Raw genomic sequence first — 13,823 nt, forward strand, 5'->3', positions numbered from 1 at the left:
ACCGGAGAATCCGGTTCAGGAGGACAGATTACTCTGCGGCAGGCGCTTCGGCAGCAACCGGAGCATCAGCAGCCGGGGCTGCATCAGTCGGAGCGTTCGCTTCCTTGATGGAGAGACGTACGCGGCCCTGACGGTCCACTTCCAGTACCTTCACCTTGACCACGTCACCGATAGTCAGGTGGTCAGCCACGTTCTGAACGCGAGCATCGGTGATCTGGGAGATGTGTACCAGACCATCTTTGCCCGGCAGGATGTTGACGAATGCACCGAAATCGGCCAGACGGACAACTTTACCTTCATAGATGCGGTTCACTTCGATCTCGGCGGTGATGGCCTCAATGCGACGGATCGCTTCCATGGCAGCTTCGTTGGCCACAGCGGAGATACGTACAGTACCGTCATCATCCAACTCGATGTTGGTGCCGGTCTCTTCGGTCAGCGCACGGATCACGGAACCACCCTTACCGATCACGTCCTTGATCTTCTCAGGATTGATCTTGATGGTGTGGATACGCGGTGCGAAATCGGAGATCTGGGCACGGGGAGCCTGGATTGCTTCATCCATCACTTTCAGGATGTGCAGACGAGCACCACGAGCTTGCTTCAGCGCAATCTCCATGATCTCTTTGGTGATGCCTTCGATCTTGATGTCCATTTGCAGCGCGGTCACACCTTCGGTGGTACCGGCTACTTTGAAGTCCATGTCGCCCAGGTGATCTTCGTCACCCAGAATGTCGGACAGCACGACGAAACCTTCTTCTTCCTTCACCAGACCCATGGCGATACCGGCGACGGAAGCCTTGATCGGCACACCGGCATCCATCAGCGCCAGAGAGGAACCACAGACAGACGCCATGGAGGAGGAGCCGTTGGATTCAGTGATTTCAGACACCACGCGCACCACGTACGGGAACTCAGCAGCACTCGGCATCACGGCAGCAACGCCGCGCTTGGCCAGACGGCCGTGACCGATTTCACGACGCTTCGGGCTACCCATCATGCCGGTCTCACCGACGCAGTATGGCGGGAAGTTGTAGTGCAGCATGAAGCGATCGGCACGGTTGCCGGTCAGCTCGTCGATGTTCTGGGCGTCACGCTCGGTACCCAGGGTCGCAACGACCATAGCCTGGGTTTCACCACGAGTGAACAGGGCAGAACCGTGAGCACGGGGCAATACGCCGGTAGCGACAGACAGGGCACGGATCATTTCCGGATCGCGACCATCGATACGCGGCTCACCACGCACTACGCGGCCACGAACGATGCGGCTTTCCAGGCTGTGGAACTCTTCGCCGATCTTCTTGGCATCTTCTTCCACGCCGGAAGCGATAACTTGCTCAACCACACGACCCTTGATGGCCGCGATGGTTTCGTAACGAACAGCCTTCTCGGTGATGCGGTAGGCTTCACCCAGCTCGGCGCTCGCCAGCTCGGCAACCTTGGCTTTCAGCGCTTCGTTGACGGCAGGCGGAGTCCAGTCCCACGGCTTGGTGCCGACGGCAGCGGCAAATTCGTTGATGGCGTTGATAACGGTCTGCATCTGCTCGTGACCGTATACCACGGCGCCCAGCATCACCTCTTCGGAGAGGATGGCCGCTTCGGACTCAACCATCAGTACGGCGTTGGCAGTACCGGCAACAACCAGATCCAGATCGCTCTGTGGCAGTTCGGTGGTGGTCGGGTTCAGCACATACTGACCGTTCATGTAACCCACGCGAGCAGCACCGATCGGGCCGCCAAACGGAATGCCGGAGATGGCCAGCGCAGCAGAGGCGCCGATCATGGCAACGATATCGGGGGAGACTGCCGGATTCACGGACATGACGGTGGCAACCACCTGAACCTCATTGAAGAAGCCTTCCGGGAACAACGGACGAATTGGACGGTCGATCAGACGGGAGATGAGGGTCTCGCCTTCGCTCGGACGGCCTTCACGACGGAAGAAACCACCCGGGATACGACCAGCAGCATAGGTACGCTCCTGGTAGTTGACGGTCAGCGGGAAGAAATCACGGCCGTGATCGGCCTCTTTCTTGCCTACGACGGTCACAAATACACAGGTATCGTCCATGCTGACCATAACGGCCGCAGTGGCTTGACGGGCCATCACACCGGTTTCCAGTGTGACGGTGTGTTGACCGTACTGGAATGACTTAACAATAGGATTCACGTGAATTTCCTTTTTACAATTTGGCTCTTTAAATTCGCGCACAAGTATACTTGATTCGATGCAAAAGGTAAGCGGCGACACAAATTCTGTGAGGATGGCAACATGCCGCTAAAGAGCAATAAAAAGGCTATGTCCCAATTACGTGTTGCATGGGGCGCCCCAGGGCCTCATACAAACACACTTTGATATTTACGCCTTTTCCGTAACGCTCCAACATCCTGCGCCAACCCAGGTAGTTCTTCAGGTAGTGCGTCGCCACTCCATTAAATCGCTCCATCCACTCTTTCAACCGATGGTGATATCCGTTCACATGCTGGATGTGATACGCACCGACTACCCGTTCGCCTTGACGATTGCGCACCACCTGATGGGTTATACCCTGTTCCTTGCTGAAACAGGCATACACACCCGCCCCATCGCTACACAGCACCGCATCCGGTGACACCAACGGCTTCAACACCGCGATGACCGTCTCGGCATCTATTTTCTCCAACTGGAAATCCGCATGGTGGCCTGCACGCTCTTGTACCACCATCACCGGGATGTAATCTGGCCCGGTTCCACGAGTTCGACCTTTACCACCGCGATGACGTGGTGGACGCGGCAGTCCCCGCTGCCCCTTGAACGATTCAAGGAAGAAGGTCTCATCAACCTCAACGATGCCCTCTTCCCGGGTGGCCTGATGGGTTGCCATCGCGCGCAAGAAGCGGTGACGCCAGAGGAACGCGGTGTTCTTGCTGACCCCACAGCGCCGCGCAGCCTGGCGGACAGTCAGTCCTTCGATGAGGGCTTGCGCGTAGTCTTCCCAGCACTGTGCTTTACGCAATCTGGCCAAGGGCGTCTTGGTCAGAACGGTGCTGGTGCGCAGACACAGTTTGCAACGGTAGCGGCGCAGTCCCCGACTCCATCCCCAAGGCGCCAGCTGGGTAACATCGGCCTGACAATGGGGGCAGCCACTGCATGCCGGTAACTGAGTATTGAGCGAGGTAATGGTGTGGGGTGCAGTGAGCTCCTGCTGAGCAACACGGCGCTGGCGCAGGGTTAACTGGGGAAAAAGGGACAACAGGTGTTGAAAGGCTGGGGTATCCATGATGGTAGACCTCAAGGTGATGGCCTACTTCAAGATTAGCCTTTCAACACGTAATTGGGACAGAGCCAATAAAAAAGGGGAACCCGGAGGTTCCCCTTTTTCGCGAAATCTGATGGTAGATTAACGACGCAGACCCAGCTTGGCGATCAGAGCAGCATAACGCTCGGAATCTTTACGCTTCAGGTAGTCCAGCAGCTTACGACGCTGGGAAACCATGCGCAGCAGACCGCGACGACCGTGGTGATCCTTGGAGTGCTCCTTGAAGTGACCTTGCAGATGGTTGATCTGGGCAGTCAGCAGGGCAACTTGCACTTCGGGGGAGCCAGTGTCGTTGGCGCAACGAGCGTTGTCAGCAACGATTTGAGCTTTGATCTCAGCATTTAGAGACATGGTAATACTCCAGTAGAGTGTTTAAAGGTTCACAGCCAATCTCTAATTCAGCCGTGAAATGAGGGCGGTATAATAATCGTCCCCGTCCCTTTTCGCAATGATAAAGAGGCGAAACGGGAAAGAGATACCCTATACCGCCAGAGGATCACTCCTCGTCGTGATAACGCACCAGTCGCTTGGGCGCGACACGGCCATCATCATCAATCTCGCCGACACCGATGAACTCGCGCTCCGGGCCGACAGTCATGCGAACCTGACCGCTGGCCGGAGCCCCCGGTACCTGCACTGCCTGACCCTGATTCACATAGGCTGCGACTACCGCCAGCATGTTCACCTCGGGCAGGGATGCCACAGCGGTATCCATCGGCAGCAACAAAGGATCCAGCTGCTCGCGCGGCGGGATGCTCTCGGCCTTGGCCTGCTCGAAGATGCACTCGAGTTGCTCCAGGGTCAGCATCCGCTCGTACGGATAACTGGCCACCTGGGTACGACGCAACTGGGTCACGTGGGCGCCACAGCCCAGCACTTCACCCAGATCATCTACCAGAGAGCGGATATAGGTGCCTTTGCTGCAGTGCACTTCAAGGCGCACTTCATCACCTTCGAAGCTCAGCAGTTTGAGCTCGAATACGGTGATGGGACGGGCTTCACGCTCAATCTCGATACCTTCGCGGGCATATTCATAGAGCGGACGGCCGTTGTGCTTGAGCGCGGAGTACATGGAGGGCACCTGCATGATGGGGCCGCGGAACTGGTCCAGCGCCTCGATCAGGGTACCCACAGCCACGTTCACCGGACGGGTGGAGACCACCTCACCATCAGAGTCGCTGGTGTTGGTGCGCTCGCCCAGTTTGGCGGTCACCTCATAGCGCTTGTCCGCTTCCAGCAGATACTGGGAGAACTTGGTGGCCTCACCGAGGCAAATCGGCAGCATGCCGGTCGCCAGCGGATCCAGCGCCCCGGTATGACCGGCCTTGGCAGCGTTGTAAATCCGCTTGACCTTCTGCAACACATCGTTGGAGGTCAGGCCGGTCGGCTTGTCCAGCAGCAGAATGCCGTGCACATCACGGCCCTTGAAACGACGTCTTCGGGTCATCTCAGGCTTTATCCTCAGTCGTGTCATCCGGTGCGGATTCAGCTTCTTCGTCACGGCCGGATTCGGCCATGCGACGCTTGTCTTCACGCACAGTGTTGGTCACCAGGTTGGAGAGACGCATCCCCTCAACCAGCGTCTGATCATAGAAAAAGCGCAGCTCGGGCACCACGCGCAGACGCATGGCACTGCCCAGCAGACTACGGATATATCCGGCTGCTTCGGTCAGACCCTGCAAGCCTTCCTTGATGCGCTCGGCATCATTTTCCAGCTGCAAGAAGGTAACGTAAATTTTGGCATAGTTGAGGTCACGGGACACTTCCACATCGGAAACGGTCACCATGCCGATGCGCGGGTCTTTCACCTCGCGCTGCAGGATCAGCGCGATTTCACGCTGGATCTGCTGTCCGACCCGACGGGTCCGGCTGAATTCTCTGGCCATATTCTATCCTGCGATAAAAGGGGGCCGCGGCCCCCTATTTTGTCTAACTCTCGGCTTACAGAGTCCGTTGGATTTCAACAGTCTCGTAAACTTCGATCTGGTCGCCTTCGCGCACGTCGTTGTAGTTCTTGACCGCGATACCACACTCGTAGCCGTTGCGAACTTCGTTGACGTCATCCTTGAAGCGGCGCAGGGATTCCAGCTCGCCTTCATAGATAACCACGTTGTCACGCAGAACGCGGATACGGTTGGAACGCTTGACCACACCTTCGGTAACCATACAGCCGGCAACGGCGCCGAACTTCGGAGACTTGAAGACGCTACGCACTTCAGCCAGACCGATGATTTCCTGACGATACTCAGGGGCCAGCTTGCCGCTCATGGCCTGCTTCACTTCGTCGATCAGGTCATAGATGACGGAGTAGTAACGCAGATCCAGGCTCTCGGATTCGATGACCTTGCGCGCAGATGCGTCGGCACGGACGTTGAAACCAACCAGGATGGCGCTGGAAGCAGCAGCCAGGGTCGCGTCGGTTTCGGTGATACCACCTACGCCGGAACCCACGATCTTCACCTTCACTTCGTCGGTGGAGAGTTTGACCAGCGCATCGCAGATCGCTTCCACAGAACCTTGTACGTCGGCCTTGATCACCACGTTCACTTCGGACACTTCGCCCTCGGTCATGTTGGCGAACATGTTTTCCAGCTTGGCCTTCTGCTGGCGAGCCAGCTTGACTTCGCGGAACTTGCCCTGACGATAGAGCGCCACTTCACGGGCTTTCTTCTCGTCACGGACAACGGTGGCTTCGTCACCGGCAGAGGGAACGCCGGACAGACCCAGAATTTCCACCGGCAGGGACGGACCCGCTTCCTTGATCTCGCGACCCAGTTCGTCACGCATGGCGCGAACACGGCCGTACTCGAGACCACACAGAACGATGTCGCCCTGACGCAGAGTACCTTCTTGTACCAGTACGGTAGCAACCGGACCACGACCTTTATCCAGGAAGGATTCGATCACGACGCCGTTGGCCATACCGTCAACCACCGCTTTCAGCTCCAGTACTTCAGCCTGGATCAGGATGGCTTCCAGCAGATCGTCGATACCCTGACCGGACTTGGCAGATACGTGCACGAACTGGCAGTCTCCACCCCAATCCTCGGACATGACGTTGTAACGAGCCAACTCGGTCTTGACGCGATCCGGATCCGCTTCCGGCTTGTCGATCTTGTTGACTGCCACAACCAGCGGCACACCGGCAGCCTTGGCGTGCTGGATCGCTTCGATGGTTTGCGGCATCACGCCGTCGTCAGCAGCAACGACCAGAACAACGATGTCGGTCGCCTTGGCACCGCGAGCACGCATGGAGGTAAACGCCGCGTGACCCGGAGTATCCAGGAAGGTGATCATGCCGCTATCGGTCTGAACGTGGTAAGCACCGATATGCTGGGTAATACCACCGGCCTCGCCAGCAGCAACCTTGGCTTTACGAATGTAGTCCAGCAGCGAGGTCTTGCCGTGGTCAACGTGACCCATGATGGTCACGACCGGTGCACGGGGCTTGGCTTCGGAGGTCTCGTCACGATCGGACAGTACCGCCTCTTCCAGCTCGTTCTCGCGACGCAGCACAACCTTGTGACCCATCTCCTCAGCGACCAGCTGAGCGGTCTCCTGGTCAATCACCTGGTTGATGGTGGCCATGGCACCCATCTTCATCATCGCCTTGATGACTTCAACGCCCTTGACGGCCATCTTGTTGGCCAGCTCGGCCACGGTGATGGTCTCGCCGATGACAACGTCGCGGTTCACCACGGCAGCCGGCTTGTTGAAGCCATGCTTCATGGCGTTCGGGGTAGCGACCTTGCCACGTTTGCCTTTACGGGCACGCGGATCACGGGAGTTGCGATCATTGCGATCATCATCGCGACGACCCGCCTTTTTCGGGGCCTTGACAGCGGCGGCGGCAGTACGGCGGCTGGTCTCTTCTTTGCGATCCAGCTCGTCTTCTGCAGCTTGCGCATGCTTGTTGGTAGTCAGGTGATAATCGCTGCTCTCTTTTGCACGAGCGGCTTCTTCTTCAGCCCAGCGGGCTGCGTTCTGTTCCGCCATGATGCGAGCCTCTTCGGCTTTCTTCGCGGCGAGTTCTTCAGCTTTTTTCAAAGCTGTCTGTTCCTGTTGGCGCTTCAGTTCTTCTGCTTCGCGCTTGGCCATCTTTTCTGCCTCTTGCTGAGCTGTGCTACTGGCTGCTTTGGCGGGCTGTTGAGCCTGTCGAGCCTTTTGTTGTGCCTCGATCCGCGCCTTTTCCTCAGCTTCACGACGAGCCTGCTCAGCCTCACGGCGAGCCTTCTCTTCAGCGTCGAGGCGAGCCTTCTCTTCGGCTTCACGACGAGCTTTTTCTTCTGCTTCCAAACGCGCTTTTTCCTCGGCTTCCGCCTGACGCTGTTCTTCTTCCAGCGCCGAGCGTCTTACATAGGTGCGAGATTTGCGAACTTCCACCTGCACTTCTTTGTTCTTGCCGCCGGTTCCCTGAACACTGATGGTGCTCTTGGTCTTGCGCTGCAAAGTCATGCGGGCAGGAGCGGCGACCTCGTCACCTCCATGCTGTTTCTTCAGGTGTGCCAGCAGAGTCTGCTTTTCAGACTCGCTGACCATGTCGTCGGCCTTGCTCTTGCTGATACCGGCATCGACAAACTGCTGGAGAAGACGATCAACCGGTGTGTCGATGTCAGTGGCAAGTTGTTTGACTGATACTTCTGCCATTCATTTTCCTCCGTTTGATCTTACTTAAGACTGCTCTTCTCCGAACCAACAGATATTGCGAGCAGCCATAATGAGCTCACCCGCCTTCTCGGCAGTCAGCCCTTCAATACCAGCAAGGTCATCAATACCTTGCTCAGCCAAATCTTCTAGGGTGCCCACGCCGCGGCCCGCCAGAGCGTATGCCAGTTCACGACTCAGACCGTTCAGATTGAGCAGCTCTTCGGACGGCTCGACGCCATCAAAGGACTCCTCTTTGGCCAGCGCCTGGGTAGTCAGGGCATCTTTGGCACGCTTGCGCAGCTCTTCGACCATGTCTTCATCCAGACCGTCGATAGCCAGCAACTCGTTGACCGGTACGAAGGCGATCTCTTCCAGGGTCGAGAAGCCCTCTTCCATCAGCAGACCGGCGAAATCGTCATCGATATCCAGGGTGCTGGTGAACAGGTTCATGATGCGGTCGTTCTCGGCCTGGTGCTTGGCACGCATGTCCTCAACGGTCATCACGTTCAGCTCCCAACCGGTCAGCTGGGAGGCCAGACGCACGTTCTGACCATTGCGACCGATGGCCTGAGCCAGGTTGGCAGCTTCCACGGCGATATCCATGGTGTGGTTGTCTTCATCAACGATGATGGAGGCCACATCGGCAGGAGCCATGGCATTGATCACGTACTGGGCCGGGTTGTCATCGTACAGCACGATATCGGCGCGCTCACCGCTCAGCTCTGCGGAGACAGCTTGCACACGGGCACCACGCATACCGATACAGGCACCGATCGGGTCGATACGACGATCGTTGGTCTTCACCGCGATCTTGGCGCGGGAACCCGGATCACGGGCAGCGCCCATGATTTCGATCATCTCTTCACCGATCTCCGGTACTTCGATACGGAACAGCTCTTTCAGGAAGTCCGGGCTGGAACGGCTGACAAACAGCTGGGAACCACGGGCTTCCGGACGCACTGCATAGAGCAGGCCACGGACACGGTCGCCCGGGCGGAAGGTTTCACGCGGCAGCATGTCATCACGGAAGATCACGGCTTCAGCATTGCTGCCCAGATCCAGGATGACGTTGTCGCGGTTGCTCTTCTTGACCACACCACTGATGATGGTGCCTTCTTTATCTTTAAACTGATCAACTACTTGTGAACGCTCGGCTTCGCGCACTTTTTGCACGATAACCTGCTTGGCGGTCTGGGTAGTGATACGGTCGAAGGTTACAGAGTCGATCTGGTCTTCAACATACTCACCGATCTGGATTTCCGGCTGATCAATCTGAGCAGCTTCCAGGGTAATCTCGGCGTAAGGGTTCTCCATCGCGGCTTGATCTGCGATTACCAGCCAGCGACGATAGGTGTCGTAGTCACCAGTCTTGCGATCGATTTCGACCCGAACTTCAATCTCGCCTTCATATTTCTTCTTGGTCGCAGTCGCCAGCGCGGTTTCCAGAGCCTGGAAGATCTTCTCGCGGGGTACCGCTTTCTCGTTGGATACTGCGTCAACGACCAGCAAAATCTCTTTATTCATATCCGATAGCCTCGTTAACCAAAGTTCGGCACTATGTTCGCTTTTTGGATATTGGTGAAAGCCAACACGTCGTCCTTACCATCTACTGTCAGGGTGATCATGTCGCCTTGCACAGCTTTGATTACGCCTTTGAACTTGCGGCGGTTGTTTGTTGCCATCCGAAGCGTTACCGCCGCCTCTTGGCCAACGTATTTTTCGAAATGGGCAACCTTGAACAGGGGACGATCCAGGCCTGGGGAGGATACCTCGAGGTAGTACTCCTCGGTGATGGGATCTTCGACGTCCATGATGGCGCCAACCTGATGGCTGACCTCAGCACAGTTCTCGACAGTCACACCCTGCTCGCCGTCAATATAGACACGCAAGGTGGAGTGTTTACCCGCGCGGATAAACTCAATACCCCAAAGTTCAAAACCCAAGGCAACGACCGGAGCCTCGAGCAGATCGGTCAAACGTTGTTCCAACGTAGCCAAAGTCACCCTCCGAAAAACAAAAAAAGGGCATAAAGCCCAGATAGATATCGATTCAGAGTAAATTGCACATAACAAAAAGCCCCGATGTCAAATCGGGGCTTGGCGCTTTACCCTGATTGTCGCCTCGCAGCGACCGCCTTCCTGAGCGTAGGAAATGCGTGAAATTTGGTTGCGGGGGCCGGATTTGAACCGACGACCTTCGGGTTATGAGCCCGACGAGCTACCATGCTGCTCCACCCCGCGTCCGAAATCGTGCGAGATTATAGCCACTTCACTCTCTCGACACAAGACTGACTGGCTATAATACACTCGGTTTCCCGAGCTCACTGCTTAATTGGTGCCGTGGGCGGGACTCGAACCCGCACACCCTAGAGCACTACCCCCTCAAGATAGCGTGTCTACCAATTCCACCACCACGGCAAAACTCTTACTCGGGAACGTCAGTATCTTTCTTCACTGGCGCTTTGGTCTGCTCAACCTGTTGGGTTTGTTGCAGATTTTCCCATTCACTACCCTGCTTTACCTTGTTGCTGGACATAGATCCGAGCACCAGGCTGATAACGAAAAACAGAGTAGCCAAAATTGCTGTTGTTCGGGTCAGGAAACTGCCTGAACCACCGGAGCCGAATACTGTGTTCGATGCCCCTGCGCCGAAGGAGGCGCCCATATCAGCCCCTTTACCTTGCTGAATCATCACCAGACCAATCAGAGCCAGTGAAACCAGCAGATAAACGACTAAAAGAATCTCGTACATTTAACTTGCACCCTTTGCCGCTTCAACAATTCCTAAAAACGCATCGCTATCGAGGCTTGCTCCGCCAATCAGTCCGCCATCAATGTCGGGCTGTGCAAACAAATCTCTCGCGTTGCTCGGCGTTACGCTCCCACCATAGATGATTCTGACTTTCTCACCTATTACCGGAGTATCCTCCGCCAAGCGACCACGTATAAAGGAATGAACCTCTTGTGCCTGCTCGGGTGTGGCGCATTTACCTGTACCTACAGCCCAAATCGGCTCGTAGGCGATGATAGCATTATCGAAAGCCATCGCGCCATTTTTCTCTATGACGATATCCAGCTCTTCAGCGATCACCTCGAAGGCTCTTCTCGCCTGCCTCGCCGCACCTGATTCACCTAAACAGAGGATGGGAATCAAGCCTGCCGCTCTGGCTGCCGCAAACTTCTCTGCGACGATAAAACTGGTCTCACCAAAGAGACGCCTGCGCTCGGAGTGCCCTACCAATACGTAACGACACCCTGCCTCAACCAGCATCTGACACGAGATTTCTCCAGTGTAAGCGCCAGTCGTGTGCTGACTCACATTCTGAGCCCCCAACTTTATTACTTTCTGCTCATTGAGCAGTGAAGCGCTAAAATCGAGATGCACATGGGAAGGACAGAGAACCACATCTACTTTTCCGTCAACGCCGTTTAGGCACTGACTCGTAAACTGCTCTAACTGCGACCTACTACCGTGCAACTTCCAGTTGGCTGCTACAAACGGCTTGCGATGTCCCATCGGCAAATCCCTTGCGAAAGCGGGGCTGATAATATCCAGAGGATGCTCAGCTGACAAGTGCTATTTTTAAATTTTTGAATCGTTTGAACAAGATACAACCAGGGCGGCTAAAAAGCCGCCCTAGTTGTTCATTAAAACGCCGATTCAACCTGCTTGGCGATGCGCTGAGCCATGTCACGCACCTGCTGTTCATGCTCCCCTTCGACCATGACCCGGATCAGTGGTTCGGTACCGGATTTACGCAACAGTACGCGACCACGGCCAGCCAGCTCCTGTTCCACCTTGGCAACCTCAGCCATGACAGCATCCGCGGCCAGCGGATCCTTGCCTTCGGCAAAGCGAACATTCACCAGAACCTGCGGGAACTTGCTCATGCCGGAGCGCAGCTTGGCCAGCGGCATCTCGGCACTGCGCATAGCGGTAAGCACCTGCAAGGCGGCTACGATGCCATCACCCGTAGTGGTTTGATCCAGACAGATGATGTGGCCGGAGTTCTCGCCACCGATGCGCCAGCCCTTCTCTTCCATCATCTCCAGCACATAGCGGTCACCCACCTTGGCACGGGCAAACGGAATACCCAGGGTTTGCAGCGCCAGCTCCAGACCCATGTTGGCCATCAGGGTGCCGACGACACCGCCTTTGAGGCGACCATTGCGCAGGGCATCGCGCGCGATGATATAGAGCACTTCATCACCGTCGATGAGATAGCCGGTATGGTCGACCATGATCAGACGGTCACCATCACCATCAAAGGCAACCCCCAGATCGGCCTTGCACTCCAGTACCTTGGCAACCAGAGCGTCAGGCGCAGTCGAACCGACACCATCGTTGATATTGAGACCATCCGGGGCACAGCCCATGGTGATCACTTCAGCGCCCAGCTCGCGGAAAACCGACGGCGCAATGTGGTAAGTGGCGCCGTGGCCACAGTCGACCACCATTTTCACCCCATCCAGATTCATGTGGGAGGGGAAGGTGCTCTTGCAAAATTCGATATAGCGACCGGCAGCATCATCAATGCGCACCGCTTTGCCAAGTTCGGCCGACTCGACACACTTGAGCTCGTGATCCAGCTCGGCTTCGATAGCCAGCTCGACATCATCGGGCAGCTTGGTGCCGTCGGCGGAGAAGAACTTGATGCCGTTGTCGTAGAAGGGATTGTGGGAAGCGCTGATGACGATACCAGCTTCGGCACGGAAAGTGCGAGTCAGGTAGGCAACCGCCGGCGTGGGCATGGGCCCCATCAGAATGGCTTTAAGGCCTGCCGCAGAGAGCCCCGCTTCCAGCGCGGATTCCAGCATGTAACCGGAAATGCGGGTATCTTTGCCAATCAGCACCTTTTTGGTGCCCTTCTTGGAGAGCACCTTGCCGGCAGCCCAACCCAATTTCATTACAAAATCAGGAGTGATCGGGTATTCGCCAACCTTGCCGCGCACACCATCGGTACCGAAATACTTTCTTGCCATTGTCTGTTCTCTTTATTATCTGGAAATAAAATCTTGTCCCGTCATTGCCAGCCAACCGACGCGCAATGCGTCCATGGTCTCCCTTACATCGTGTACCCTGATGATGCGGGCCCCATGCTGCATGCCGATAAGGGCGCATGCCAGACTGCCCGCCAGACGCTCATCCACCGGACGGCCCAGCAGGTTGCCTATCATAGACTTTCGCGACATCCCCACCAATAGCGGCAAGCCATAATCAAGCAGTTCCTTTTGAGCCGCTAACAGCTGATAGTTGTGTGCAAGGGTCTTGCCAAAGCCATATCCCGGATCCAGCAACAGCTCTTCACGACGGATCCCGACCGCCAGACAAGCCGCAATGCGTTCATCAAAAAAGGCGCGTACCTCTCCGACCAGGTCGTCATAGTGTGGCTGGACTTGCATGGTTCTCGGCTGCCCCTGCATATGCATCAGACAGACCGGAACCCGCGCTTCGGCCGCGGCTTGCAGTGATCCAGGTTCTTGCAGTGCCCGCACATCGTTGATCAGATGGGCACCCACCTTGCAACCCTCCCGCATCACAGCCGCTTTGGAGGTATCGAGGGAGATCATCACATCCAGCTCACGAACCATCTGCTCCACAACAGGAATGACCCTGTCCAGCTCCTCCTGCTCGTTCACATCGGGCGCACCAGGGCGGGTTGACTCGCCACCGATGTCGATGAGGGTCGCACCGTCAGAGACCATCTGGCGCGCATGGGCCATTGCCCGTTCAAACTGGTTGAAATTACCGCCATCGGAGAAGGAGTCGGGCGTCACATTGAGGATCCCCATCACATGGGGACGATCGAGGGAGAGGCTGAGCCCCTTGCTGGTTAACTGCATTTTCACATCCATCTGATAAAGAAAAACCCCGGGC

The 13,823-nt window shown here is 56.4% G+C and carries 12 protein-coding genes and 2 tRNA genes; all 14 read right to left on the reverse strand.

Annotated features, from left to right (window positions below):
- Positions 1 to 28 precede the first annotated feature (28 nt).
- Positions 29 to 2,170: a polyribonucleotide nucleotidyltransferase gene (gene pnp, locus I6L44_RS12025; RefSeq protein ID WP_216951943.1), complete on the reverse strand. Its 2,142-nt coding sequence runs from the start codon at positions 2,168 to 2,170 to the stop codon at positions 29 to 31.
- A 127-nt stretch (positions 2,171 to 2,297) separates the two neighbouring features.
- Positions 2,298 to 3,260, reverse strand: coding sequence for an IS1595 family transposase (locus I6L44_RS12030; protein ID WP_216951944.1), 963 nt, complete (start codon positions 3,258 to 3,260; stop codon positions 2,298 to 2,300).
- A 120-nt stretch (positions 3,261 to 3,380) separates the two neighbouring features.
- Complete coding sequence (gene rpsO, locus I6L44_RS12035) at positions 3,381 to 3,650, reverse strand: 30S ribosomal protein S15 (RefSeq protein WP_005338797.1); 270 nt, start codon at positions 3,648 to 3,650, stop codon at positions 3,381 to 3,383.
- Between the two features lie 145 nt (positions 3,651 to 3,795).
- Positions 3,796 to 4,746 carry a tRNA pseudouridine(55) synthase TruB gene (gene truB / locus I6L44_RS12040; protein ID WP_216951945.1) on the reverse strand — a complete coding sequence of 317 codons (951 nt, stop codon included), beginning with the start codon at positions 4,744 to 4,746 and terminating at the stop codon, positions 3,796 to 3,798.
- 1 nt (position 4,747) lies between these two features.
- Positions 4,748 to 5,185, reverse strand: a complete 438-nt coding sequence (rbfA, locus tag I6L44_RS12045; RefSeq protein ID WP_075115420.1) for a 30S ribosome-binding factor RbfA — start codon at positions 5,183 to 5,185, stop codon at positions 4,748 to 4,750.
- A gap of 55 nt (positions 5,186 to 5,240) precedes the next feature.
- A complete protein-coding gene (gene infB, locus I6L44_RS12050; protein ID WP_216951946.1) occupies positions 5,241 to 7,946 on the reverse strand; it encodes a translation initiation factor IF-2 in 2,706 nt (901 codons plus the stop codon).
- Between the two features lie 24 nt (positions 7,947 to 7,970).
- Positions 7,971 to 9,470: a transcription termination factor NusA gene (gene nusA, locus I6L44_RS12055; protein ID WP_005343546.1), complete on the reverse strand. Its 1,500-nt coding sequence runs from the start codon at positions 9,468 to 9,470 to the stop codon at positions 7,971 to 7,973.
- 14 nt (positions 9,471 to 9,484) lie between these two features.
- A complete protein-coding gene (rimP, locus tag I6L44_RS12060) occupies positions 9,485 to 9,943 on the reverse strand; it encodes a ribosome maturation factor RimP (protein WP_005338809.1) in 459 nt (152 codons plus the stop codon).
- A gap of 166 nt (positions 9,944 to 10,109) precedes the next feature.
- Positions 10,110 to 10,186 (reverse strand) — tRNA-Met (locus I6L44_RS12065).
- Positions 10,187 to 10,278: 92 nt separating this feature from the next.
- Positions 10,279 to 10,363: transfer RNA gene (locus tag I6L44_RS12070), tRNA-Leu, on the reverse strand.
- A 7-nt stretch (positions 10,364 to 10,370) separates the two neighbouring features.
- Positions 10,371 to 10,697, reverse strand: coding sequence for a preprotein translocase subunit SecG (secG, locus tag I6L44_RS12075; protein WP_005338811.1), 327 nt, complete (start codon positions 10,695 to 10,697; stop codon positions 10,371 to 10,373).
- Positions 10,698 to 11,462 carry a triose-phosphate isomerase gene (gene tpiA / locus I6L44_RS12080; RefSeq protein ID WP_216951947.1) on the reverse strand — a complete coding sequence of 255 codons (765 nt, stop codon included), beginning with the start codon at positions 11,460 to 11,462 and terminating at the stop codon, positions 10,698 to 10,700. It abuts the gene before it with no gap.
- 131 nt (positions 11,463 to 11,593) lie between these two features.
- Positions 11,594 to 12,928: a phosphoglucosamine mutase gene (gene glmM, locus I6L44_RS12085; protein ID WP_005338823.1), complete on the reverse strand. Its 1,335-nt coding sequence runs from the start codon at positions 12,926 to 12,928 to the stop codon at positions 11,594 to 11,596.
- 15 nt (positions 12,929 to 12,943) lie between these two features.
- The gene (gene folP, locus I6L44_RS12090; RefSeq protein WP_216951948.1) at positions 12,944 to 13,789 is read right to left on the reverse strand and encodes a dihydropteroate synthase; all 846 of its coding nucleotides are present in this window, start codon (positions 13,787 to 13,789) and stop codon (positions 12,944 to 12,946) included.
- Between the last annotated feature and the right edge of the window lie 34 nt (positions 13,790 to 13,823).

This window comes from Aeromonas sp. FDAARGOS 1414, from assembly GCF_019047065.1.
GTDB classification, from domain to species: Bacteria; Pseudomonadota; Gammaproteobacteria; order Enterobacterales; family Aeromonadaceae; genus Aeromonas; species Aeromonas veronii_A.